25 protein-coding genes and 1 other annotated feature are annotated in these 26199 nt (G+C 25.7%); of the genes, 24 read left to right on the top strand and 1 reads right to left on the bottom strand.

Going from position 1 to position 26199, the window contains the following annotated elements; all coding sequences use genetic code 11:
* The first annotated feature begins 167 nt into the window (after window positions 1-167).
* The gene (locus EJJ37_RS13975; protein ID WP_133016192.1) at window positions 168-695 is read left to right on the top strand and encodes a hypothetical protein; all 528 of its coding nucleotides are present in this window, start codon (window positions 168-170) and stop codon (window positions 693-695) included.
* 21 nt (window positions 696-716) lie between these two features.
* Here the strand turns inward: EJJ37_RS13975 and EJJ37_RS13980 are convergent, their stop codons facing one another.
* The gene (locus EJJ37_RS13980) at window positions 717-1622 is read right to left on the bottom strand and encodes a radical SAM protein (RefSeq protein ID WP_133016193.1); all 906 of its coding nucleotides are present in this window, start codon (window positions 1620-1622) and stop codon (window positions 717-719) included.
* A gap of 125 nt (window positions 1623-1747) precedes the next feature.
* Between EJJ37_RS13980 and EJJ37_RS13985 the strand changes: the two genes are divergently transcribed.
* The 23 genes from EJJ37_RS13985 (at window position 1748) to EJJ37_RS14095 (ending at window position 26112) form a co-directional block, all read left to right on the top strand.
* A complete protein-coding gene (locus EJJ37_RS13985) occupies window positions 1748-2758 on the top strand; it encodes a cell division protein ZapA (protein WP_133016194.1) in 1011 nt (336 codons plus the stop codon).
* A gap of 164 nt (window positions 2759-2922) precedes the next feature.
* Window positions 2923-5283 (top strand): U32 family peptidase, encoded by a 2361-nt coding sequence (locus EJJ37_RS13990; protein WP_133016195.1) that lies wholly within the window; start codon window positions 2923-2925, stop codon window positions 5281-5283.
* An 11-nt stretch (window positions 5284-5294) separates the two neighbouring features.
* A complete protein-coding gene (locus tag EJJ37_RS13995) occupies window positions 5295-5630 on the top strand; it encodes a hypothetical protein (RefSeq protein ID WP_133016196.1) in 336 nt (111 codons plus the stop codon).
* 20 nt (window positions 5631-5650) lie between these two features.
* Complete coding sequence (locus tag EJJ37_RS14000; protein ID WP_133016197.1) at window positions 5651-8008, top strand: endonuclease MutS2; 2358 nt, start codon at window positions 5651-5653, stop codon at window positions 8006-8008.
* A gap of 77 nt (window positions 8009-8085) precedes the next feature.
* Window positions 8086-8553: a 2-thiouracil desulfurase family protein gene (locus EJJ37_RS14005; RefSeq protein ID WP_133016198.1), complete on the top strand. Its 468-nt coding sequence runs from the start codon at window positions 8086-8088 to the stop codon at window positions 8551-8553.
* Window positions 8540-9568 (top strand): hypothetical protein, encoded by a 1029-nt coding sequence (locus tag EJJ37_RS14010; RefSeq protein ID WP_133016199.1) that lies wholly within the window; start codon window positions 8540-8542, stop codon window positions 9566-9568. Before EJJ37_RS14005 ends, EJJ37_RS14010 begins: the two co-directional genes overlap by 14 nt.
* A gap of 151 nt (window positions 9569-9719) precedes the next feature.
* Window positions 9720-10535: an amino acid ABC transporter substrate-binding protein gene (locus EJJ37_RS14015; protein ID WP_133016200.1), complete on the top strand. Its 816-nt coding sequence runs from the start codon at window positions 9720-9722 to the stop codon at window positions 10533-10535.
* Between the two features lie 23 nt (window positions 10536-10558).
* Entirely contained in the window at window positions 10559-11233 is a 675-nt protein-coding gene (locus tag EJJ37_RS14020; protein ID WP_207739623.1) for an amino acid ABC transporter permease, read from the top strand.
* 10 nt (window positions 11234-11243) lie between these two features.
* A complete protein-coding gene (locus tag EJJ37_RS14025) occupies window positions 11244-11957 on the top strand; it encodes an amino acid ABC transporter ATP-binding protein (RefSeq protein ID WP_133016201.1) in 714 nt (237 codons plus the stop codon).
* A gap of 166 nt (window positions 11958-12123) precedes the next feature.
* Window positions 12124-12360 (top strand): DUF1292 domain-containing protein, encoded by a 237-nt coding sequence (locus EJJ37_RS14030; RefSeq protein ID WP_133016202.1) that lies wholly within the window; start codon window positions 12124-12126, stop codon window positions 12358-12360.
* Between the two features lie 148 nt (window positions 12361-12508).
* The gene (locus EJJ37_RS14035; RefSeq protein ID WP_133016203.1) at window positions 12509-13390 is read left to right on the top strand and encodes a DMT family transporter; all 882 of its coding nucleotides are present in this window, start codon (window positions 12509-12511) and stop codon (window positions 13388-13390) included.
* Between the two features lie 106 nt (window positions 13391-13496).
* Entirely contained in the window at window positions 13497-16373 is a 2877-nt protein-coding gene (locus tag EJJ37_RS14040) for a DEAD/DEAH box helicase (protein ID WP_133016204.1), read from the top strand.
* A 42-nt stretch (window positions 16374-16415) separates the two neighbouring features.
* Window positions 16416-17192, top strand: a complete 777-nt coding sequence (locus EJJ37_RS14045; protein WP_133016205.1) for a tetratricopeptide repeat protein — start codon at window positions 16416-16418, stop codon at window positions 17190-17192.
* 51 nt (window positions 17193-17243) lie between these two features.
* Entirely contained in the window at window positions 17244-17606 is a 363-nt protein-coding gene (locus tag EJJ37_RS14050; protein WP_133016206.1) for a hypothetical protein, read from the top strand.
* A gap of 119 nt (window positions 17607-17725) precedes the next feature.
* Window positions 17726-18253, top strand: coding sequence for an isopentenyl-diphosphate Delta-isomerase (idi, locus tag EJJ37_RS14055; protein WP_133016207.1), 528 nt, complete (start codon window positions 17726-17728; stop codon window positions 18251-18253).
* A 98-nt stretch (window positions 18254-18351) separates the two neighbouring features.
* Window positions 18352-18696 (top strand): hypothetical protein, encoded by a 345-nt coding sequence (locus EJJ37_RS14060; RefSeq protein ID WP_133016208.1) that lies wholly within the window; start codon window positions 18352-18354, stop codon window positions 18694-18696.
* A gap of 48 nt (window positions 18697-18744) precedes the next feature.
* Window positions 18745-18998: a binding site (T-box leader), on the top strand.
* Between the two features lie 122 nt (window positions 18999-19120).
* Window positions 19121-19675, top strand: coding sequence for a tryptophan transporter (locus EJJ37_RS14065; RefSeq protein WP_133016209.1), 555 nt, complete (start codon window positions 19121-19123; stop codon window positions 19673-19675).
* A 129-nt stretch (window positions 19676-19804) separates the two neighbouring features.
* Entirely contained in the window at window positions 19805-20218 is a 414-nt protein-coding gene (locus EJJ37_RS14070) for a hypothetical protein (protein WP_133016210.1), read from the top strand.
* A gap of 50 nt (window positions 20219-20268) precedes the next feature.
* Entirely contained in the window at window positions 20269-20643 is a 375-nt protein-coding gene (locus tag EJJ37_RS14075) for an ankyrin repeat domain-containing protein (RefSeq protein WP_166484774.1), read from the top strand.
* A 182-nt stretch (window positions 20644-20825) separates the two neighbouring features.
* Window positions 20826-24023, top strand: coding sequence for a type I pullulanase (gene pulA / locus EJJ37_RS14080; RefSeq protein WP_133016212.1), 3198 nt, complete (start codon window positions 20826-20828; stop codon window positions 24021-24023).
* Window positions 24024-24203: 180 nt separating this feature from the next.
* Complete coding sequence (locus EJJ37_RS14085) at window positions 24204-25049, top strand: TerC/Alx family metal homeostasis membrane protein (protein WP_133016213.1); 846 nt, start codon at window positions 24204-24206, stop codon at window positions 25047-25049.
* Window positions 25050-25164: 115 nt separating this feature from the next.
* Window positions 25165-25353, top strand: coding sequence for a hypothetical protein (locus EJJ37_RS14090; protein ID WP_133016214.1), 189 nt, complete (start codon window positions 25165-25167; stop codon window positions 25351-25353).
* Between the two features lie 186 nt (window positions 25354-25539).
* On the top strand, window positions 25540-26112 hold the full coding sequence (locus tag EJJ37_RS14095) for a hypothetical protein (RefSeq protein ID WP_133016215.1): 573 nt from the start codon (window positions 25540-25542) through the stop codon (window positions 26110-26112).
* Window positions 26113-26199: the final 87 nt, after the last annotated feature.

Here is a 26199-nt window from a genome sequence, read left to right on the forward strand (position 1 = left end):
TATTACATAAATTTAACTACTTTTTTTAGTAAGAAAATCTATGATTTTCATAAATATATTTTACAAATCTATATTTAATCCTGTATAATCAACAGTGCTAAAATAATTTAATTATGCTATATTAATCTAAAGAAAAAACTTTTATAAATAATATTGGAGGGAGATACATGGAAATAAAGGATAGAGGATTAAATGAAAAAATTAATCAATTAAAAAAAGGGTTAGAAATAGTTGGTGGTAAGTCAAATTTATTATTAGAAGATAATAGTGAAATTTTAAACTATATTATAGAAAAAGCTTTTAGCGATGGTGTCGTTAAATTTAATATAAATAATATTGAATATACTATTAATGAATTAATTAAATGTAAACAAGCTTATGAAATTCATTTTCTTAAGAATAAATTAACTACTTTAAACTCAATAGTTTATAAAATTAAAAAGTATGATACATCTTTAGACTCATTAATAAGAAAATATAAAAAGAGTAGATCATTAGAAGAATATAATGAAATAACTAATAGAATTAAAAAAACATATAGACTTGATATTAATAAATTAGTGCTAAGTAGTATTAATAGTGAAATTTTAGAGAAGTTAAGTCTAGAAGAACAAGAATCTTTTTATAGTGAATATTTAAGTCAAAAAAGAAAACAAATAATTGATGGTGTCATTAGCAAAATGGGGATAGTTTAATATTAAACTATCCTTTTTATTTTACACACCTTCATTATTAAAATCAGGTACAAACTCTTCTGAGTTGGTTCCAGACTCTTGAATAAATCCATTTTTTACTCCTATTGAAAGAGCATAATGGATAAGAGAATCATATGTTTTTTCATTAATACTTTTATTAATCTCAGGATACATTTTTGCATTGTACATTGGAGTATATTGATTCATTAATGATATATACACGCTATCTCCAAATTTTTCATAAACTGCATCAATAATCTTTTTTGAGTCAAATAATAATCCTGGTAATAATAAATGCCTTACAATAACTCCTTTCAGAATTATTCCCTCTTTATTAAATTTAGGTTCACCTATTTGTCTTACCATTTCTTCTATAACTTCTATTACATTTTTTGAATACCCTTTTATCTTTGAATATTTTAAGGCATACTTATCTTCAAAATACTTAAAGTCAGGTAAATAAATATCTATATATCCATTTAAAGCTTTTATTGTATCTAATGAATCTATAGAGTTAGTATTATATATTATAGGTAAATTAAGTCCTTTATTCTTTGCTATTTTTAATGCTTCTATAATTTGTGGCACAAAGTGAGTTGGCGTAACCAAATTAATATTATTTGCTCCTTTATCTTGTAACTCTAAAAATATTTCTGATAATCTGTCTATTGTAATTTCTGTTCCAAAGCCTTCACTTGATATTTTATAGTTTTGACAAAAAACACATTTCAAATTGCAGTTTGAAAAAAATACAGTTCCTGAACCACTTTTCCCTGAAATACATGGTTCTTCCCAGAAATGAAGAGCAGCCCTTGCAATCCTTATAGTATTAGTACTATTACATACGCCTTTATCCCCATTATTTCTATTTACATTGCAATTTCTCATGCATAAAGTACAATTTTCCAACAATTTCATATAATCCATATAAACACCTCGTAAAAATTAGTATATCAGCATATATTACATTAATCAATTTAATGTAACATATAGTTATTTAAAGTCAATTGTGGTATAATTGTAGCATAATGAAAATTCGAGAGGTGCAGAATATGAATACGGTAACGGTTATAATAAATGGTATTGAATATAATTTGAGAGGAAAAGAAGACGAAAGATATTTGTCTGAAGTTGCCGCTTATGTAGATAATAAAATAAGAGAAATTTCAGGAAGCAATAAAAAATTAAGTACAAGTTCTGCTGCTGTTCTTACTGCTGTTAACATTGCAGATGAACTTTTTAAATGCGATTTAGAAATTGGAAATATTACTAAGAAAAAAAATTCTCTTGAAGAACGTCATTTAACATTAAAAGAAAGATTAAGGGAACTTAAAGTAGAAATAGACGAAACTGCAAAGGCAAGGGCATCAGAAGTTGAATCCCTAAAATCTGTTATCTTTGACATGGAGTCAAAAATTAAGGAATTAGAAAGCTATAAGCTATTAAGTGAAGAGTTAACAGAAAAAGTAAAAACATTAACTGAAACAAATAATAAGAATGAAGTTCAAATCTCAGAATTGAATAAAGAATTATTAGAAATGCAAAATACAAATCAAGAACTTAAAAACAAAGTTAAAAATTGTACTGATGAGATAAATAATAGAGTAGCAATTTCTGAATTTGAAGAAGTAATTACAAAATTAGAAAAAACACAAAAAATTAATCTTATATTAAGTGACGAAAATGATGATCTTAAGGAAAGAGTATCAACATATCAAAATGAAGCTAATAATTATTCTATTGAAAATTCAGAGTTAAAAGAAACTGAACATAAATTGAGAGAAACAATAAAATTTAAAGAAGCTGAATTAGAAGAGTTTAAAGCATTAAACGAAAAACAAAGTTTAGAAGAAAAAAATACTATGGAGAAAAAGATTAATTCATTAGAAATAGAATTACAAGATGCCTTAAAGAAAAAGGAAACTTATAGGTTACGTAATAAAGATATTAACTTCCAACTACAAAACTATAAATATAAAGTTTTAGATTTAGAAAAAAAACTTATTGATACTCAATTTAATCTAGCTGTAGAAAAAAGAGATAAAAATCCATTATTAAGATAAGTCTGCTCATCATTGAGCGGACTTATCTTAATTAGTATAGAAAAACAATAATAATTATGTTATAACAATAAGTAGTTATAATAGTTATATTAGAATTAATAGTAAATATTTATAGATTTTAAACAAAGGATTACATTAACTTTTTAAAATTAGGAGAGATTTTTATGAATAAAATAGAAGTTCTAGCACCAGCTGGAAGTATGGAGAGTCTATACGCAGCTATAAATAAAGGTGCCGATGCTGTTTATCTTGGTGGAAACAAATTTTCTGCTAGAGCTTATGCATCAAATTTTGATAATGAAAACATGCAAAAAGCTATTGATTATGCTCATAGTTATGGTGTTAAAATTTATGTAACTATAAATACAATACTAAAAGAAAATGAAATTGAAGAAGCTGTTAGATATGTTGGATATTTATATGAAATAGGGGCTGATGCTTTAATAATTCAAGACCTAGGTCTTTTCAAAAGAATTAAAGAAGAGTATCCTGACTTTGAGCTTCATGCTTCTACACAAATGACAATTCATAATGGAGAAGCTGCTATATATTTTAAAGAAAAAGGCTTTCATAGGGTTGTTTTGTCCAGAGAGATGACAATTGATGAAATTAAATATATATCTACAGATTTAATGATAGAAACTGAAATGTTTGTTCATGGTGCAATTTGTGTTAGTTATTCTGGGAAATGTCTAATGAGTTCAATAATAGGTGGAAGAAGCGGTAACAGAGGAAGATGTGCTCAACCTTGTAGAATGGAATATATATTAAAAGGAGAAAAATCAGGTGAGCAAAAAGGACATTTATTAAGTCCAAAAGATATGTGTACTATAGATGATATTAAAGACATAGTTGAAAGCGGAACTCATTCTTTAAAAATAGAAGGAAGAATGAAAAGACCAGAATATGTAGCTGGAGTAGTAGATAACTATAGAAAAGCAGTAGATAAAGTATTATTTAAGAAAAAATACAATGAACAAGAAGGTAAAGGACAGTTATTGCAACTCTTTAATAGAAGCGGATTTACCAACGCATATTTAAAAGGTAATACGGGTAGAGATATGATGAGCTTTAAATCGCCTAAAAATGCTGGAGTTCCATTAGGAGTAGTAGAAAAATCCGGTGAAATTAAACTTAAAGAGAGTTTATCTTTAGGAGATGGAGTTAGATATAGAGATAAAGGATTTTCAGTAAGTAAAATTTTATTAAATGGAAAAGAAGTTTCAAATGCTAAAAGAGGGGATATTGTTAAGCTTTTCCCTATAGATTATAAAAAAGGTGATGAATTATTTAAGAGCTTAAATAAACAACTTTTTGATGAATTAGAAGACTACATTAAACCATATAATAAGAAGCTTTCTTTAAATGCAAGAGTTAAATTTGTTGTTAATTCTCCAATTGAGTTAAACATAATACATAATAATAAGGAATATAACTTTACTGGTGAAGTTGTACAAAAAGCAGAAAAAAGACCTTTAGATAAAGAAAGAATAGAAGAAGCACTAAAAAAATCTGGTGATATCCCATTTAAATTAGATTTTATTGAGTTTAGTGAATTTGAAGATGGATTCTTACGTATTGCTGATTTAAATAATTTAAGAAGAGATGCTTTAGAGGGTATCACTAAAAGCATTTGTAAGGAATATAGAAGAAAACGACCAAAGAAAGAAAATAAAAAATTATCAACTCCAATAAATAATAATATAGATATTCCTGAAATATATAGTTGTATTACGAAAGATCAGCTTAATGCATTATTAGATTGTAGAGTTAAAAATATAGCCTTTGACATATTTAGTAGAGAATTAGGTGCACTTAGAGTATCTGACTTAATTGATACATTTGAAAAAGTAAATGAAGAGGTAAATTTATATATTAAAACTTCCTCTATAATTAAAGGTGAATTTGATAAGGTATGTAAATTTATAGATAAAGCAAAACCTTATATAAAAGGAATAATAACTTCTAATATAGGCTTAATTAATGTATATAAAGATTCACTTATGATAATTGGTGACTATAAACTTAATATAATGAATTCTCAAAGTTTAGAATTTTACCAAAATGAATTTGAAATTCCTACATTAAGCATGGAATTAAATAGATCAGAAATTAAAGAAATAACTCGTAAGAATAAAGGAAATAATGCGTATGTTATTTATGGTAAACCAGAGCTTATGATTAGTGAATATTGTCCAATAGGAAGTACTTTTGGTGGTAGAAAAACTAATGTAGAGTGTAATGCTATTTGTACCAGAGATAAATTTACGCTTATAGATAGAGTAAATGAAAAAAATAGAGTAATGACTGATTTATTCTGCAGAAGTTATATTTTAAATCCAGTTCCATTAAATCTATTTGATGAAATTAGTACTTTAAAAGAAATTGGAATTAAGACATTTAGATTTGATTTTAGAGATGAAAGCTATGAAGAAGTAAAAAAAGTAGTTAATATGTATAAAAATAGTGAAGTTGATGATAAGAGTAATTACACTAAAGGTCAATTTAGAAGTGGAATAGAATAGGAGAGTAAACTATGAAAATAATAAATTTATTATTATTAATTGCTGTATTTATATTTGGTGTCATTCAAATGAGAAAATCATCATCTATAATTAAAACAGACTGGTTTAAAAGTTTATCTTATAATGAAAAACTTCAAACAACCTCTAAAATAAAAAGCAATTGGAAAACAAGTATTATTTTACTTGCCATAATAGTTTGTGCAATGCTAATTTTAATTTCTTCTTTTATTGGGAAAACTCATTATTATGAAAATACAATTAATATATTAATATTAATTGTAGGGGTTATAGTAACAATATTCTTAGTTATTAATAACCAAAAATTAGAGAAAAATATAAAAAATTAGCGTTTATATAGGAGAAATTTATGAAAGAAAGAACTTTTAGAATTTTAGAATTTAACAAAGTAAAAGATAAACTTAGAAGCTATGCCGTAACTAGTGGTGGGAAAGAGCTAATAGATGCTCTTTCTCCTTACAATTCAATTTATGAAGTTGAAAATAAACTAGAAGAAACTAATGAAGCTTTAGATATATTAATAAAAAAAGGGACTCCACCATTTGAAGGTTTACACGAAACAAAAGAAGAACTCGAAAGAGCTGGTAAAGGTGGTACATTAAATCCAGGCCAATTAATGAAAATCGGATCAATGCTTAGATGTTCTAGAAGATTCAAAGAATACGTTGCAAGAAAAGAAGAAGAAATAGGTTATAAACATCTTGAAGATTTAGCTTATATTTTAGTGCCACTTAAAAATCTTGAAAATGACATTGATTCTGCTATTATTTCTGAAGATGAAATAAGTGATAAAGCAAGTGGAACTTTATATAATATAAGAAGAAGTCTAAAAGAAAAAAATTCATCTGTTAGAGAAAAAATTAATTCTATTGTTAGAGCTAACTCAAAATATTTACAAGATTCTCTTTACACAATGAGAGGAGATAGATATGTAATTCCTGTCAAAGCAGAATATAAAGGTGCCGTACCTGGTCTTGTACATGATCAAAGCTCTACTGGTGCAACACTTTTTATTGAGCCAATTAGTCTAGTTAATTTAAATAATGAAATTAAAGAATTAATGCTTAAAGAAAAAGCTGAAATAGAACGAATATTAAGTGAGCTTTCTGCAAAGGTTCATGATAATATTGATGCTTTAAGAAGTAACTCTAATATTCTAAGAGAGTTAGATTTTATATTTGCTAAAGGAAAATATGCTTCTTCATTAAATGCAATAAAGCCAACTGTTAGCAAAGATAGAAGTTTTGATATCTTAGGTGGAAAACACCCTTTAATTGATCCTAAAGTAGTAGTTCCTTCTGATATATATTTAGGTAAAGATTTTACTACACTTATGATTACAGGTCCTAACACAGGAGGTAAAACTGTAACATTAAAAACTGTGGGGTTATTACATCTAATGGCCTTAAGCGGCTTATTAATACCAGCAAAAGATGGCTCATCAATTGGTTTCTTCAAAGATATTTTTGCTGATATAGGTGATGAACAAAGTATAGAACAATCTTTATCAACCTTTTCATCACATATGACTAATATAGTAACAATTTTAGATGCTGCTTCTTTTGATTCATTAGTATTATTTGATGAATTAGGCTCAGGAACTGACCCAACTGAAGGTGCTGCATTAGCTGTGGCAATTATCGAAACCTTAAATAAAAGAGGGTGTAGAATTATAGCTACAACACACTATAGTGAATTAAAAGGATACGCTTTAAAAACAGCTGGTGTTGAAAATGCCTCTGTTGAATTTGATGTAGAAACATTGAGACCTACATATAGATTATTGATAGGTGTTCCTGGTAAATCTAATGCTTTTGAAATATCCAAAAGACTTGGATTAAGTGAAGATGTTATAGTAAAAGCTAAAGATTTTATGTCTGAAGAAAATCTACAATTTGAAGATCTAATTAGAGATCTTCAAGAAAAGAGTATAATAGCTAATCGTGATGCAAGAGAAGCTAAAAGAATCAAAGAAGAAGCAGAAAGCTTAAAGAAAAAGTATAATGAAAAGCTTAAAAAGCTAGATACAGTTAGAGATAAAGTTTACGATGAAGCTCGTCAAGAGGCTAAGCAAATTATTTCTAATGCAAAAGATGAGGCTGATGAAATAGTTAAAGCAATGAGAGAGCTTGAAAAAATGGGAATAGCTGAGGGTGGTAGAAATAGACTTGAAGAAGAAAGAAGAAAGCTTAAAGCTAGTCTTGAAGAAAAAGAAGCAGCTATGATTAAGTCTAGAGAAAATACTGGCGAAGCTATTACTAAAGTTACTCTTGGTATGGAAGCATTCCTACCATCTTTAAATCAAAGAGTAATAGTTGTATCAAACCCTGATAATAAAGGGGATGTACAGGTAGAAGCAGGAATAATGAAAATTAATGTTAAATTAAAAGATTTAAGAAAGGTTCCAGAAGAACCAAAGAAAAAAGAAAAAAAGAAAAGAGAAGTTAAACTAAATATGAAATCTGTTGATAGTAGGATTGATTTAAGGGGGATGGACTCTGAAGAGGCTTGTTATAGAACTGATAAATATTTAGATGAAGCATACTTAGGAAACTTAGGTGAAGTTACTATAGTACATGGAAAAGGAACAGGAATTTTAAGAAAAGCTATTAATGACATGTTAAAAAGACATCCACACGTAAAATCATATAGACTTGGTGTATATGGTGAAGGTGGCGATGGAGTAACAATTGTAGAATTAAAATAGAGTCAAATTAATAAATTAAATTCATTTGAAACCCTTTCCTAGTATGCTATAATTAAAGCATACTAAGGAGGGGTTTTATGTATTTAATAAGCGCATGTTTATGTGGAGTAAATTGTAAATACAATGGATTAAATAATTATAACGAAATATGTGATAAATTACTTGCTTCTGGAAAAGCAATTTTAGTTTGTCCTGAGCAGTTAGGGGGACTACCTACACCACGTATACCAAGTGAAATTATAGGAGAATCTTCAAATATATTAAATGATAATAATGGTTCGGTAATTGATAAAAATGGTAATGATGTAACACCACAATTTATAAAAGGGGCAAAAGAAACATTACAAATTGCAAAAAAGCTAAATATCAAAAAAGCTATACTAAAGGATGGTAGCCCATCATGTGGTGTTAATTATATATATGATGGTAATTTTAACGGTACTAAAATAAAAGGTATGGGTCTAACAGCACAATTATTAAAAGAATCATCTATTGATATAATAAGCGAACTTGAATTAGGAGGTAACATAAATGGGGATATTTGATTTTTTTAAACGAAAAAAAGATGTTGAGGAAGATATTAATTTAGAAGAAGCTTTAGATATAAAAGAAATAAAAGAAGAAGATAATAGTACTATAAATAACATGAATAGTGTAAACACTACAAATAATGAAACTGATAGCTTTAACTATAATTTTGTAATAGATCATATAGAAGAGTTTCATAATAGAAATGAGCTTACGCCAGAAGAATTAAAATCTTTAATAACTGGTGAAATATTAAAAGTAGTTGATAAATCTCAAAGCTTTGATTCAATGGAAATATACGCTAAAGAAGCTGCAAAAGCAATAGGAATAGAAAACATACAACCATTAACAGAATATTTATACGGTGGTATTTCTAAACCTACCGCTTTGAAAGGAAGATATAATGGGTTAGGAGCATGGCCTAATGCTGTAAAAAATGCTGTATTAACTATATTGTATTCATTTAATGAACATAGTGTTGATGAGCTATTAAAAATAGCTAATGATAAATCTAGTAGTAGTATAAAAGCTGTAAACTTATTATGTAAAATGGCCGCTAAAGGAATTGAAGAAGATAAAATTATAGACTCTATCATTTATATAATGGAGAATTTTACTGATGAAAATATAATTTCAACATTAGGATTTTTATCACAAGTAAAAAATAATGCAAAAGTTTTAAAAACCCTAGAAATCTATTTTAAAAAGTATATTTATGATAATAATATTGAATCAGCATATGATGTTACATTAAGTATAATAAATAATGTTGGAACATTTACAAGAGAACAATTAATATTTTTAAAAGCAGTAGCACTTAGTGATGAAGTATTAGAATTATCATTAATTTTAAAGAATGAAAATGGTGAATTTGATTTATCATCTGTAGCTGAAGATTTAAGACTTAAAGCAGCTTTAAGTTTTTACTCTTTACATAATAAAGATGAAGAAATAAATAGTAAATTAATGTACCTAAGAGATAACTCCTTAGATATGGAACTTAGAAAATATTTAACTGATATTTTAGGTTAATTTTTAATATTATAAAAACAATTAGAATGATGAATATATTATTTATCATTCTTTTTATTTTTATAAAAAATAATTGGAAAACTATTGCTTTCAATACTTTAATGTGCTAAAGTATTAAATAAGAAAAGCGTTAACTGAGGGGGATATACTTATGAAGTTATGTAAATTAATAAAAAAGACAATTTTAGTGGGAAGTATTTTAACTTTATCAATTACATGTGTTGGATGTTCTAATAAATCTTCTGAGAGTACATTAGATAAAGATACACTTATTGTTGGAATAGATGATGCATTTGCTCCATTGGGATTTAAAGATGAATCTGGCGAAATAACTGGCTTTGATATTGATTTAGCTAAAGAATTGGCTAAAAGGTTAAATAAGAAAATAATTTTTCAACCAATTGATTGGACAATGAAAGAATCTGAATTGAAATCAGGTAATATCGATTTGATATGGAATGGATATACAATTACAGATGAAAGAAAAAATAAAGTTGATTTTTCAGTTCCATATTTAAAAAATAAACAAGTCATAGTAACACTAGCTGATAGTAATATTAATTCAAAATCAGATTTAGCTAATAAAAAAGTTGGTGCTCAAAGTGAATCTTCAGCTGTTGCTGCAATGGAAAAAGAAGAAGATTTATATAGTAGTTTTAACGATGGAGGTGCTATTACTTTTGAAGATAATAACCAAGCTTTAATGGATTTAGAGGCTGGTAGACTTGATGCAGTAGTAGCAGATGAAATTCTTGTAAGATACTATTTAAGCTTAAAGGGAGAAGATAAATTTAAGATCTTAGAGGATAACTTTGGCGAAGAAGAGTACGGTGTTGGTATTAGAAAAGGTGATACGGAAATGGTAGATTCCTTTAACAAAGCTTATAAAGAAATGCAAGAAGACGGTACATTAAAAGAAATATCTGAAAAATGGTTTAATAAAGATATTACAATAAAAATTGAATAAATAAAAAGAGAGGAGCAAGTAAATTGGACAATATAATAACTACACTTAATACACTTTTAAATTATTTTTTTACCTTATTACCACAAATTTTAGATGGATTAAAGGTAACACTTGAGCTATTTATTTTAACATTAATACTATCTATTCCTTTAGGAATCATTGTAGCATTAGGTAAATTATCCAAAATAAAAGTTATTAATAAAGTAACAAGTTGTTATGTTTTAATAATGCGAGGAACTCCTCTTCTTTTACAAATAGTATTTATATTTTTTGGACTTCCTAATCTAAATATTGTAATTGATAGGTTTCCAGCAGCTATAATTGCATTTACATTAAACTATGCTGCTTATTTTGGAGAAATATTTAGAGCTGGAATATCTTCTGTGGACATTGGTCAATACGAAGCTTCTCATGTATTAGGATTATCAAAAAAAGATACATTCTTTAGGATAATCCTTCCACAAGCTTTTAAAACTGTATTACCACCTGTGGCAAATGAAATAGTAACTTTAGTAAAAGATACAGCCCTAGTATACGCTATAGGAATAGACGAACTATTAAGAGTTGGTAAAATAGCATGTAATAGAGATTCATCCTTATTGCCATTAGTAATTATCGGAATAGTTTATTTAGTTCTTATAGGAATTTTAACTAAAATACTAGACAAGATTGAAAGAAAATATCAATACTATAATTAAGAGGTGAATTATGTTAAAGATTAGAGGTTTAAAGAAGTCTTTTGGTAATAATACAGTATTAAAAGGTGTAGATTTAGATATAATGGAAGGTGAAATTGTTGTAATTGTAGGTCCATCTGGTGGTGGAAAAACAACTTTACTTAGAATAATAACTGGTTTAGAAACTTGTGAAGAAGGTACTATAGAAATTGCAGGAGATGTCCTTTGTAAAAATGGGAAATATGTTGATAAAAAATCAATTAATGCTATTAGAAAAAATATAGGTCTTGTTTTTCAAGGATTTAACCTTTTTCCTCATAAATCTGTATTAGAAAATATTATTGAAGCACCTATTAGAGTTTTAGGTGAAAAGAAAGAACGTGCAATAGAAAATGCAATAGAAATTTTAACATTCTTAGGATTAGCAGATAAAGCTAAGAACTATCCTTGTGAACTATCCGGTGGACAAAAACAAAGAGTAGCTATTGGTAGGGCATTAGCATTAAATCCAAAATTAATGTGTTTTGATGAACCAACTTCAGCTTTAGATCCATCATTAACAAAAGATGTTGCAACACTAATTAAAAGTTTAAGCAAAAAGGGTATGTCTATGCTTATAATTACCCATGATATGGAATTTGCAAAACTTGTTTCTAATAAAATTGTATCAATGGATTCAGGGATAATTATTGATAAACATATATATAACGATAAAATTGAAATATCACAAAATATCACTATATAAAATCAAAGTGTTAATTATATATAAACTTAATTAATAATTTAATATAGAAATGACAATTTCATTAACAGCAAACATATGTTCTTTAATGTATTCTTATAAATTTCTTTAATAATTTCCTCTTCTTTTTATAATACTAATATTATTAATGTTATAAGGAGAGATTAAAATGTCTGAAAAAACTATGAAATTTACAGATGATGCAGGAAACAAGGTGGAATATGCTATATTAGAGCAAAAACTAATTAATAAAACTGAATATGTTGCAATGGCTCCAGTAAATGATAAAAACGCTGTAGAAATATTCAAAATTGCTTTTGATAAGAATTGGAATGAAACATTAATTCAAGTTGAATCTGAAAATGAATTAAATATGGTTAGACAGGTATCTAGCATTAAATTTTAAAATAAGTAATAAAAGATCTATTAATTAGGTCTTTTTTTTGTTTATTTAAATATAATATATATATTTATCTTTATAATTGATAATTACATCTAGATGATAATCATTATTTATGATAATCTATAACAAAGAAGTTTTTTTAGGAGGATATATGAAAAAAATAACATTAAGTAATAGAACAAAAGGTGTTTTATTTATAATAATGTCTGCATTTGGCTTTGCTATGATGTCTGCGTTTGTTAAACTTTCAGGAGATTTACCATCATTTCAAAAGACATTTTTTAGAAATATAACATCTTGTATAATTGCATTTATATTAATAATTGTTAATAAAGAAAGTTTCTTTGGAAAATTAGAAAATCAGAAAACTTTAATTTTACGATCAGTATTTGGCACACTAGGGATAGTTTTTAACTTTTATTCAATAGATAAATTAGTATTATCTGATGCTAATATGTTAAATAAATTAAGTCCATTCTTTGTAATAATATTCAGTGCTCTTTTCTTAAAAGAAAAAATAAATATAAAACAAGGACTAGCTATTATTGTTGCTTTTATAGGAGCATTATTTATAATTAAACCACAATTTAATTTTGATATAATTCCGTCATTGATTGGGGTATTGGGTGCTATATGTGCAGCTGCAGCTTATACTTGCTTAAGAGCTTTAGGTGGAAAAGAAAAATACTACACTATTGTATTTTACTTCTCATTCTTTTCTACAATAGCTATATTACCGTTTATGCTAATAGTATATAAAGAAATGTCAATGTTACAATTTGTTTATTTAATTTTAGCAGGTATCTTTGCTAGTATTGGACAATTTGGTATTACTATTGCTTATAAATATGCGAAAGCAAAGGAAATATCTATATTTGACTATAGCAACATTCTATTCTCAGCAATAATAAGTATAATTTTATTTAATGTTATCCCAGATTATCTAAGTGTAATTGGATACATAATTATATTTGCTGTATCATTATATATGTTTTTATACAATAAAAAGTTAGATAAAATTGAAAGAAAATAATAAGAAAAAAAGTTGTACTATATGTAGTGCAACTTTTTTCTATTATTGATACTTCTAAATACTCATTTATCTATGCTATAATTAAAACTTGTAAAGGAGGGGTAATATGTATAATAATAAAACTTCAAATGTTTTAGATATCCTTCTTAATAATAAAAACAAAGAAGAATTAAAAATAGAAGTGTATTTAAATAAAATAGATTATAAAGGACAACTCTCTATAGAATTTAAAATTGGTTTAAAAAACAAACCATCTAATAAATTAAATATAATAAGAGATATAAGACAGTTTTTAGTTTATTACGAAAATAATATCTCTCTAAAATATAGTAATGATTTTACCTTTGATATAAGTAAGCAATACTTTTCAAGTAAGGACCTTGCTTTGATTGATTTTATTTATGAACTTCTAGAAATAGAAGGGAGTAAATCTAAATATCTAAAATCTACTGATAAATTGATTGAGGGTAAATACATATATCCGCCTAAATATTTAATTAAGGAATTATTTTATATTATAAAAGATCATCGTAGTTACTTTAATGATGGTTTCTTTAATAGACCTGTCGACTGTGAAATACTATTAGGAAATCCATATATAGAAATGAACTTAGAATATATAGATAAAGAATATACCTTACAGCTTCTGTCTGATTTACCTATGATACTAAACAACAATTACAATGTTTTATTTAAAGGTACTACTATATATTTACCAGATAAAAACTTCATTAATAAAATAAAGCCTTATTTTGAAATTTTCAAAAAAGATAATAATGTTATTATTCCAAAAAATGAAGAGGAGAGAGTCTTAAAAGATCTTATTCCAACCCTTAATAATATAAGTGATAATTTAATATTATCTTCAAATATTAAAGAAAAAGTTGTTTTAGCTAAACCAAAATTCAACTTTTATTTTAATAAAGAAAATGACTTTGTTCTAATGACATTAAAAGTTCAATATGATAAATTTGAATTTAATATATTTAGTGAATTTGATGAAAAAATAATATATAGAGACTTCAATAAAGAACAAGAAGTTATGTCAGCCTTAAAATCACTTGGTTTTGATTATGTTAATGATAAATACTATTTAACATTAGGTGACGATTATATATATAATTTCTTTAAAAATAAGATTCATGAGCTGCAAAAATTTGGTGAAGTTTATTATTCAGAAAACTTTAAAGGTATTCGTAGGATAGATTCTAAAGGAATAATAGGACATATATCTGTAGGAAAATATGATTATTTTGAATTAAAATTTGATATAAAAGATATACCTCAATTTGAAATAAGTAATATTTTAAGAGCTTTTAGAGATAATTTAAAGTACTATAAACTTGAAAATGGCGAATATTTAGACTTAGAATCTTTAGAATTAAATAACTTCCTAAAACTATTAGACAATCTTAATTCTTGTAACAATATAGAAAATAACACAATTGAATTTCATAAGAGTAAAGGCTTATACGCAAATGAATTTATAAAAGAAAATAATATAAAATTCATGAAAGGAATTGGATATCTAAGAAAACTTAAATCTCAATTTAATAATATAAATAAATTAAAATTTGAGCTTCCAAGAGAGTTTCTAGGAGATCTTAGACAATATCAATATACAGGATATTGCTTTTTAAAAACTTTATATAATCTAGGATTTGGTGGAATATTAGGAGATGAAATGGGGTTAGGTAAAACTATACAAACTATTGCATTTTTAGCATCTATCAAAAATAAAACTTCTTTAATTATAGCTCCCTCTTCATTAGTTTTTAATTGGAAACAAGAGTTTAGTAGGTTTGCTCCTAAGCTGAATGTTAAGTTAGTTACAGGTGTAAAAGAGGATAGAAGTAAAACTTTAGAGAATATCCAAGAATACGATGTTTTAATAACTACATATTCACTATTAAAAAATGATATAGATAAATACTTAAATATTGATTTTAATTGTGTGATATTAGATGAAGCACAAAATATAAAAAACTATACATCACAAAATGCAATGTATGTAAAACAACTTAATAGTAAAAGTAAGTTTGCTCTTACAGGAACCCCAATTGAAAATTCTTTATTAGAATTATGGTCTATATTTGATTTTATAATGCCTAGATACTTATTTGATAGAGATACTTTTATAGTTAAATATTATAGAAGATTTATGGATAATAATGAGTTATCTATAGAATTTAAAAATTTAATAAAACCATTTATATTAAGAAGATTAAAAAAAGATGTTCTTAAAGAACTTCCATCAAAAATTGAAAAAATTATTGAAGTAGAGCTTCCTAAATCTCAACAAAAAGTCTATAGTATTTATAATAATAAGGTTATAGATTTAATTGAAAAGAAAATACGTGATGATGAGTTTTCAAAAGGTAAGATAGAAATACTATCATATATAACAAAATTAAGACAAATAGCATTAGATCCAAGTGTTGTACTAGAAAATTATGAAGGTGAAAGTGGGAAAATAGATGCTTTAATTGAATTATTACATCAAGCTAATGATGAAGGTCATAAAATATTAGTTTTTTCTCAATTTACCTCTGTTTTACAGAGTATAAAAAGAAGATTAGAAATAGAAAATTTGAAATATTGTTATTTAGATGGTACACTTTCACATAAGAAGAGAAATGAGGAAGTAGATGCCTTTAATAAAAGTAATATTCCAATATTCCTAATAAGTTTAAAAGCTGGTGGTACTGGCTTAAATCTACAAAGTGCAGATGTTGTTATACACTTTGATCCATGGTGGAATCCATCTGTAGAAGCTCAAGCAAGTGATAGAGCTCATAGAATAGGTCAAAAAAATATAGTTGAAGTAATAAAACTTATATCTAAAGATACAGTAGAAGAAAAAGTTATTAAACTCCAAAATGAAAAGAAGGAATTAATAAATAAAATTTTAGATGATAATTCTCTAAACACTAATAATATTTTTGATCTAGCAAAAGATGAAATATTAAGGTTATTTAAATAATTTAAATAACCTATCTAAAATCCAATAAAAAGAGGTATTATAATGGAATTAAATAAAGATTTTTTAGAAAAATATAATGATTTAATGAATGAAGATGTTGAATTAGCTCTAGAGTTTTCATTAAATGCATTAAAAGAAAGTAACAATGCAGATTTCTATGCTTATATTGCTGATTGTTATATGTCATTAGATGATTTTGATAAAGCTGTAAATACTCTAAAAATAGGGTTATCTAATAATTGTAGTAATAGCACATATGCTAAAAGTTTATTAGGAGAATCTTTATTTTACTTAAATAATTTTGAAGAAAGTAAATCAGTATTCGAAAATTTAAAATTAGAAAATCCTAATAGCTTTTTTGTTACAGCTTACCTAATTGATATAAATATTAATTTAAATAAATATGAAGAGGCTATTAAATTAGGCATAGATATATTAAACTCTAATGTACTAGATTCAAATGATACTGCATATATATTAGTTAATCTAGGATGGATTAATTTAAAATATCTAAACAATAAAGATAAAGCTCTAGAATATTTTAATAAAGCATTAGAACTTGATAAAAATATTGGTAGAGCATATATTGGATTAGCTGAATACTATTTTAGTATTGAAGATTATAATAGCGCATTAGTAAATTATGAAAAAGCAATAGATTTACAAGAGGGAACAATTGATGTCTATTTTGGTATTGCAATGTGTTATAAAGCCTTAAAACAATATGATGATGCTTTAAGCTATTTACACATAGTACATGATGCCGATAACACTAACGAAATATACATAAAAGAAATCAGAGAGATAGAAAATTTATAAATCTGCATTAAGTTTTAAAAAAGTGATTATACTAAGGTTGAGGTGATACTTATGTACCAAAGTATAGGAATAAACTTAAGCAAAAATTTAGATGCAGCTACAAAAAGAATAAAAGTTCCTGCTATTACTCAAAGGTCATATTACAAGGATTCAGATAATTGCGAAGAAGAATTCATTAATTTTTATAAATCTGATTCTGATTATAATAATATTGATTATGATGATAATATTAGATATTTAGATGATGATTATGATGACTCTGTAAATGATGATTCTGAATGTTCATGTGAATGCTGTGATGAGTGTTCATTAATGGATAAAATAAAAAATATGGATTCCAAAGTTGTAGTTATGGCTGGAGTAGGTGCTTTAATAGGATTCATTGGTTTGTATAAATTGCTTAAAAGAAAATAAAGTATTTATGAATATTTAAAATAGGCGTCGTAAATTACTAACGACGCTTATTTTATATAAAGATAGTGGTCTTATAAAAGCCTATTTAATTATAAATAATTATTAAGGAGAGGTTGAAAATGGAAGAAATTATAGTTTGTGTTGATAAAAATGACAATGAAATAGGGCATATTGAAAAAATGGATGCTCATATTAAAGGAATACTTCATAGAGCATTATCAGTATTTATTTTTAATGAGAAAAATGAACTGCTTCTACAGAAAAGATATAGTGGAAAATATCATTCACCTAGTCTTTGGACAAATACTTGTTGTACACATCCTAATAAAAACGAAAGTACAGATTCTGCTGCTAAAAGACGTTTAGAAGAGGAAATGGGATTTTCTTGTGATTTAAAAGAAGTATTTTCTTTTATGTACTATATTAAGTTTGACAATAATCTTATAGAACATGAATTTGATCATGTATACTTTGGCAGATATTCAGATAAGATTTATATAAATCCCTTAGAGGTTGAAGATTATAAATGGATGCCAATAAATGAGATAAAAATTGATTTGAAAAATAGTCCTGAAAAATATACTTATTGGTTTAGATATATAATAGAAAATCATATAAAAGAAATTGAAGAAAACTTAAATTTTTAGATTTATATAATATATTACTATTGTAAGTAAATTAATAGTAATATAAAATATTCTATATAAAATCTAATTAGTTTACAAATGAAAGGAAATAAATAAATATGGATAATAAAAAGCCACAAGAATATATAGCTAATATAGCTAAGGCATCATCTTACTTTGCATTTAAAAATGGTCCAATCAAGGAATTGTGTAAAGCCGGAAAAATTTCAGAAGAAGAAATGAATAATATGCAATCATATATGCAAAATCACTTAGCTTACCTTTATACAGTATTACTTGAAGAAAATAATCTTAAAAAATTTGATTTAGTAATTAGCACTATGAATAAATTTTATGTTGATGATAAAGAGGAAGTGTTATTAGCTGATGATGGCTTTGATAAGTTTTATGAAAACTTATTTCCACAAGTATCAAATATATCAATAAATAATATAAAAAAATAGCATTGACTTATATCCATTTTATGGATATAATAGTATTAACAACAAATTTAAAATTCTTAGACAAGGGATAGTAGTATATCTTAGCTTCAATAAAGAGAGTTAAGGATGGTGAGATCTTAACAAGAAAGAGTTATATGAATGGGCCTTAGAGAAGTAAAGGGAAAAGTTTTCTTAGTACCGGATACCGTAACCTACACGTTATAGTAGGACAAGTATGTTAGTACTTGATTTTAAGTGATGAAATTTATTATTTAATTTTCATAAATTAGGTGGTACCGCGGATTATTTACTCCGTCCTATATTAATAGGACGGAGTTTTTTTATTTATAAATTTAAGGAGGTGATTAATATGGTATGAACAATAGCTAAATCAAATTTGAGTTTTGAAATTTATAATTATTATTTAAATTCAGGAGGAATAAAAATGAAAACAAATATGAATACAAAAAAAATGGTTATTAATGCTCTTCTTTTAGCTATAGGTGCTATATTACATCAAATAACTCCAGCTCTAGGCTTACCAATGCAACCTGATTTTGCATTAGCAATGCTTTTTATTATTATGTTAATTAATAATAATGACTATAAAACATCATTAATCTCTGCAATAATTACAGGGGTATTTACTGCCTTAACAACTAAATTTCCTGGTGGTCAACTCCCTAATATTATAGATAAACTAATAACTGTAAATTTAATGTATATTATTTTATTAACTGTAAATAAAATATTAGAATATATAAATATTAATAATAATATCAAACAAAACTTATTAGTAATAATAAGCTTTCCCTTAGGAACATTAATAAGTGGAACTGCTTTCTTGATGTCAGCACAATATATTGTTGGATTACCAGCCAAATTCTCAATACTTTTTGTAACTACAGTAATTCCAGCGCTTTTAATAAATACAATAGGTGGATTTATTCTTTACCAAGCAATAAATGTATCTTTGAAAAGAATCATAAGATTTAATTAATATTTATTGTTGATATTTATGCTTTATTTTGTTAAATTATAAATAAGCTTTTTTGACATAGTACCTTTTACAAAAAGTGAAATACCTTTTTGTAAAAGGTAAATTAAAAAACTAGGAGGAAAAATAATAATGTACATAGCATTTGGAAATAGAGTTTTAGATAGTAAGGACATAAAAAATATAATTGAAGAAAATACTGAGTTTAAAGTAATAAAGGATATGAGTAAAGGTTCTAAAAGAGAAGATATCGTTGCCTTTAATTTAAGTGTAAGTATAGATATATTAAATGAAGAAATTGAAGAAAGTATTAATATTAATGAATTAGACGAAGATTCTTTATTTGATGAATATATGGCTTCTACAGAGGAATTAGGTTTTGAACTTGAGGAATACTTACCTGAAGACTCTATAATAGATTTTAAAGCATATAAATGGGAGCCTTCTGATAATGATATAAAGGCTGTTTTAGTTATGGCTAATGAAGAACTAGGATATAATAAGCTTAAAGATGTAATGAGAAGATTATTAACACAAGTTGAATAAATCTAAAATTACTTTTGTAATATATTAAATTATTAAAGGAATGTTTTAAAGTGTTTAAATTAAAAACAAGTGATATTATTAAAGCAACTCAAAATAATGATTATAAGCTAGTAGAGACACTACTTAAAAATGGTAATATAGACTATAAAGATAAGGATGGTAAAACAGCTTTGTTTTATGCTGTTTTAGAACATAATATTGATTTATGTAATTTGCTTATAGAGAATGGAGCTAACCTTTATATAAAAGATGATCGTAATCTAATGCCTATTCATTATGCTGCTTTAACTAATAATTACGATATAATCAATCTTTTCTACGAACATAATTTTGAATATTCAATAGATACAATAAAAAGTGAAATAAAAAATATAGAAATACAGGACAAACGCATATTTCTTAAATTTCTTAAAAAATTATTTTAAATATGAAACAAGATAAGACATTTGATAAATGTCTTATCTTGTTTTTTTATGAATTTTAATATGAAAAATAAATAAAAAATGTTACAATTATTGTATAATATGGTTAAATATATATTTATATATTTGCTTTTAATGTATTATTATCTAAATTTTAGGCTAGAATTATATGGCGGGGTGTTTTTATGAAAAGTACAGATTATATTGAAAAATTCGAAATAAATGATAAAGAAAAGGGAAGCTATTCAGTAGATTTATGTCCTATATCTAACACAATAAGATTTACAGCAAAATATGATGGTTGTATCTATGCTTATGTAGTAGGTGATTTTAATGCATGGGAAAGGTCCGAAGAATATAAATTAAATTGGCAAGTAGATACAAGTGATGGTGTACTTAAGATGATTAGAGAAATAAATTTTCCAAAAGGACTTAAACCAGGAAAATATAGATATAAATATATATTAATTGATTGTGATGGAAATGAAATATGGATAGATTCTGAAGGAAGTGAAAAAAATAGCTTTAGTTTTATCTGGGAAAATATTAATGATACACTAAAAATTTACTCTTCAAATAATATAGTAACTTATAAAAGGCCAGTTGAACTAATCGGCGTATGTACAGGTTTATATGGTAGAATATCACTTCCTAAAATCATATGGCATTTAGAAACTGAAATTGATGGAGTAAAAATAGAAAATGGATATTTAATAGTTAACAATAATGTAAAAGAAGGAACTGAAATTATTGTTTGTGGAAAAACTCTTGAGAAAAATTTAACAGCTACAAAAAAAATAATGGTTGAAAGCAATAAATATACTGGTACATTGGTACATTTTTATTTAGAAGATAATAACTATCAAGGTCATGATTATATATGGAATTGTTGGTTATTTGGTGAAAATTGCAATGGTGAAGAAAGAGATTTCAATTTTAATACTGATTATGGTTTTGCATCATATATAAAAGAAGACTACTTAATTATTAGAAAAAAACAATGGGGTAATAATTGGATAAATTATTGGGCAGAACAAACTAACACTTATGATTTAAGGGGAAATTATAAGGATATATATATAATTTATGGCGATGCAAGAAGATATACATCTCTTAAATCTGCTATAATTGCTACTCAAACTAATATAAAATTTGCTATTATGGATGATTATAACAAAATAAAATTATATCTCTCAAGTGAACCATTATTAGGAGTTGATTTTGAATTATATCTTAATGGTGAAAAGGTTGAAGGAACCTCTTCTATAATAAAAGGAAAGGAAGTTATAATAACTAATATCCCTAAAAATATACGTGCTAATGATTTGCTTTTAGTTTCCGCCTCTAACGCCTATAAGCCATATAAAGTACTATTTAGGAACTTCTTAGATAAATTCTACTATTCAAAAGAAGATTTAGGAGTAGTCTATTTAAATAATGCTATTTCTTTTAAATTATGGGCTCCAACAAGTTATAAAGTAGAATTATTGCTATACAAAGAATGGTATATTAACCAAGAAGAATCATCAATTAAATATCCTATGGTATATGATTATAAAACAGGAGTATATACAACTGTTATAAATAAAGATGATGCAAATGGAATGTATTATTTGTATAAACTTTATTTCAAAGATATTGATATAAGTGGAGAGCTCTGTGATAAAATTACCTATGCGGTAGATCCATATGCAACATCTGTTTGTGTAAATGGTGATAAAGGATATGTATTAGACATAAATGATAAAAACACAAAACCTTATGGTTTTACAAATCATAATATTCCTGAACTAAAAAGAAAAGACGATTCTATTATTTATGAAATGCATATAAGAGATTTTACAATTGATGAAAGCTCAGGTGTAAATAACAGTCTCAGGGGGACTTACTTAGGAGCCGTGCAAGAAAATACGGTATATAAAGATGTTTATAGTGGAAAAACTGTAAATACTGGATTAGATCATTTAGTAGAACTAGGTATAACTCATGTTCATTTAATGCCTGTTTTTGATTTTGGATCTGTAGATGAACGTTTCCCAGGATCAAATAACAGAAATTGGGGGTACGATCCTAAAAACTTTAATGTTCCAGAAGGCAGTTACTCAACAAATCCTTACAATCCAATAACAAGAATTATTGAATTAAGAGAAATGATTATGAAATTCCATGAAAAAGGTATTAGAGTAGTCATGGATATGGTTTATAATCACATGATGGAGACTATGAATATGGATAATATTGTTCCAGGATATTACTTTAGAACTGATTATCTTGGAAGATTTACAAATGGTTCTGGTTGTGGAAATGAACTTGCAACTGAAAGGCCAATGGTAAGAAAATTTGTAGTTGATTCTTGTATGCATTGGATAAAAAATTATAAAATTGATGGAATTAGATTTGATTTAATGGAATTAATTGATATAGATACAACTAAAGAGATAGTTCGTAAATCATCTAAATTTGATAAAAACTTTTTAATTTATGGTGAACCTTGGAAAGGAGGAAATTCACCTTTAATGAATGGAACATTTAAAGGATCTCAAAGAAATGAAAATTTTTCTGTTTTTAATGATACTTTTAGAGATGCTATAAGAGGAGATAATAATCCATCAAATGGTTTTATAAATGGAAATCAGCATAGTAGTACTTGTAATTGGAGTATAATTGAAGGATTGAAGGGTTCTATTTATACTTTAACATCTAATCCAAATGAAAGTATAAACTATGCAGATGCACATGATAATTATACTCTTTGGGATCAAATAGAAAAAAGTCAAAATCCATCTTTATCCCAAGGTGACTATAGAAAAAATATAAGTATTTATCCTTTAGACAATCATTTTGTAAGACAGGATTTATTAGCTTTATCAATACTATTTACTGCTCAAGGAATTCCATTTATTCAATATGGTTCTGAGTTTTTAAGAACAAAGCAAGGTAATCATAATAGTTATAATAGTAGTGACGAAATCAATTCAATTAAATGGAGTGATAAAAATAAATTCATAGATATATTTAACTACACTAAAGGATTAATAGATATCAGAAAAAACTTACCATATTTTAATATAGAAAATGCTGATATTATAAAAAATAAAGCAAAATTTATATTTGCTAATAATAATGAAAATAGTGGAGTTATAATTAGTCATATTGATTTAAGCGAATATGATAAAGGTGAAGCTGTAGTTATTTATAATGCTACAAGTATTGATAATTATGATGTAAATCCCTATGTTCCTATTTCAAGAACTGGCTATTGGAACATTATTGCCAATGATAAAGTAGCTGGATTAAACATATTAGAAAAAGTTAATTTCAATGAAATTCCTAGATTAAAATCATTTTCAATAATGATTTTATGCAATAAAATTGATAAATAATATCTTTATTTATAACACTATAAAATCTCTAAATTTATAACTAGATTTTTATAGTGTTATTTTCTTTATAATTATATTTGTATAAATAATATAGATTAATCAAAAATATTAAAGTTAACCTTACTTTTTTATTCTTCTTAACTACAAATAAATTTATATATTAAATCATATAATTATTCTGTGAATCAATTTAATAGAAGGAGAAATAGTTTGAGAGCAAGAAGTGCATTAAGAAATTTTATAATGTGGGCAAGCCTTGCCTTTGTAGTTAATGTATTTATTTATTTTATTTTTGGAGCAGATTATGGTCTTGAATTTTTAGGTGGATACATAATTGAATTAAGTTTGAGTGTAGATAACTTATTTTTATTTTTAATTATATTTACCTCATTTAACATTCCAATTTCATATCAAAAAAGAGTACTTACTTATGGTATAATAGGTGCCGTAATATTACGATTTGTGTTTATTTTTTTAGGTGTTGCAATAATTAATACATTTAATTGGGTTTTATATATTTTCGGTTTTTTCTTATTTTGTAGCGGTCTAAAAATATTATTAAATAAAGAAGAAGAGGCTGATTTTTCAAAAAGTAAAGTTTTAAATATTATGAAACATTTTATTCCCGTCACAAAGGAATTACATGAAGAAAAATTCTTTGTTAAAATTAATGGATTATTATATGCAACTCCATTATTATTGATTTTAGTATTAATTGAAAGCTCTGATATTATCTTTGCATTAGATTCTATTCCTGCAATATTTTCTATTACCACTAATCCATATATAGTTTATTCATCTAATATATTTGCTATTTTAGGTTTAAGAAGTATGTATTTCTTATTAGCAAAATTAAATAGTATGTTTAGTTATATAAAATATGGAGTTGCATTTATTTTAATGTTTACAGGAATAAAATTATTTGTTGCATTCTGGGGGATTAATATATCAACAGTAGTATCTTTATTAGTTATTGCTATTATTTTATTAAGCAGTGTTTTATTTTCATTAATAAGAAGTAATTAATTATGGTGTTTAGAATAATATATATAAGTCTCTTGTATTTAAATATTATAAATTTAAAGGACTAATAATCTTTATTTATACTATTTTATAAAACTCTATAAGGAGGTAATATCTTTTGAGTGATGCTCTTGACTTACTTATTTATCTTGATGAGGCCTTAACCAAGAATTTAAATTCTCTAGTTATAGATGGATTTATTGAAAAAAGGACCTCTAGATTTATAGAAGATAGAACCTTAAATGCCAAAACAGGAGCTGAAGGTAGTAACCAACATTATGGTGAAGATAGATGCATAAGAGATTAACGTGATGGATATAAAGGAAAAAACTTCACTGAAGCTGATACAGTAACAACAGTAAATAGAGAAAATCAATCATTAGAAGGTAGAAGATTTGTTAGACGTGAAGAAGAGTTAACTAGAATATTTACAACCTTTGAAATACATCAACAACTCATTCAAGGTTTAAATCAATCAAATTTAATTAAAGAATTGGATAGCAGTAGTTATTCAACATCTAATATAAATTCAGGTGATTATGTTAAATTAAGTGGACAAATATCTAGTGAATCTATGGTATCTTATATAGATAGTTTATCTAATTTATTATCATGTATTGGAACAGATAATCTAAATTCATATTGTAAAACTTTTAAAAGCAATAATAGCTCATTTATAAATTATGATACCATGTACAAACAAGTTAATTACTTAAAATCACTTTTAACTACTAATAATAGTCAAGATATGATTGTGAAGTGCGGAAATATGGATGTTGTATTAACAGTTAATAATAGTAATTTTATTAGTACCTATGCAAATATTTACGATAGTGCAGATTGTCCATGTACCATAATTGGAAAAGTTATTAGAAAATGTGATTCAGATCAATGTATTCATTTATTAAGAAAATCTGGTCAACCTAATTTTTATGAAAACTTTTTAGGATGTTGCTCTCCACTTATGGAGAATATATCTAGTGCAGGTATATATTTGCCTGAACAACCTCGATTTAGAGTTCCTGGAGAATCTTTGCTTTTAATACCTATTAGTATGCTAATTTAAAATTACATCAAAATACTCATCAATAGTTACTAATTATAATTTATAAGTAATATATTAAAGTATATTGATTGTAAAAGGATGATAAAA

The sequence above is a fragment of the Clostridium cuniculi genome (assembly GCF_004353185.1).
GTDB classification, from domain to species: domain Bacteria; phylum Bacillota; class Clostridia; order Clostridiales; family Clostridiaceae; genus Clostridium; species Clostridium cuniculi.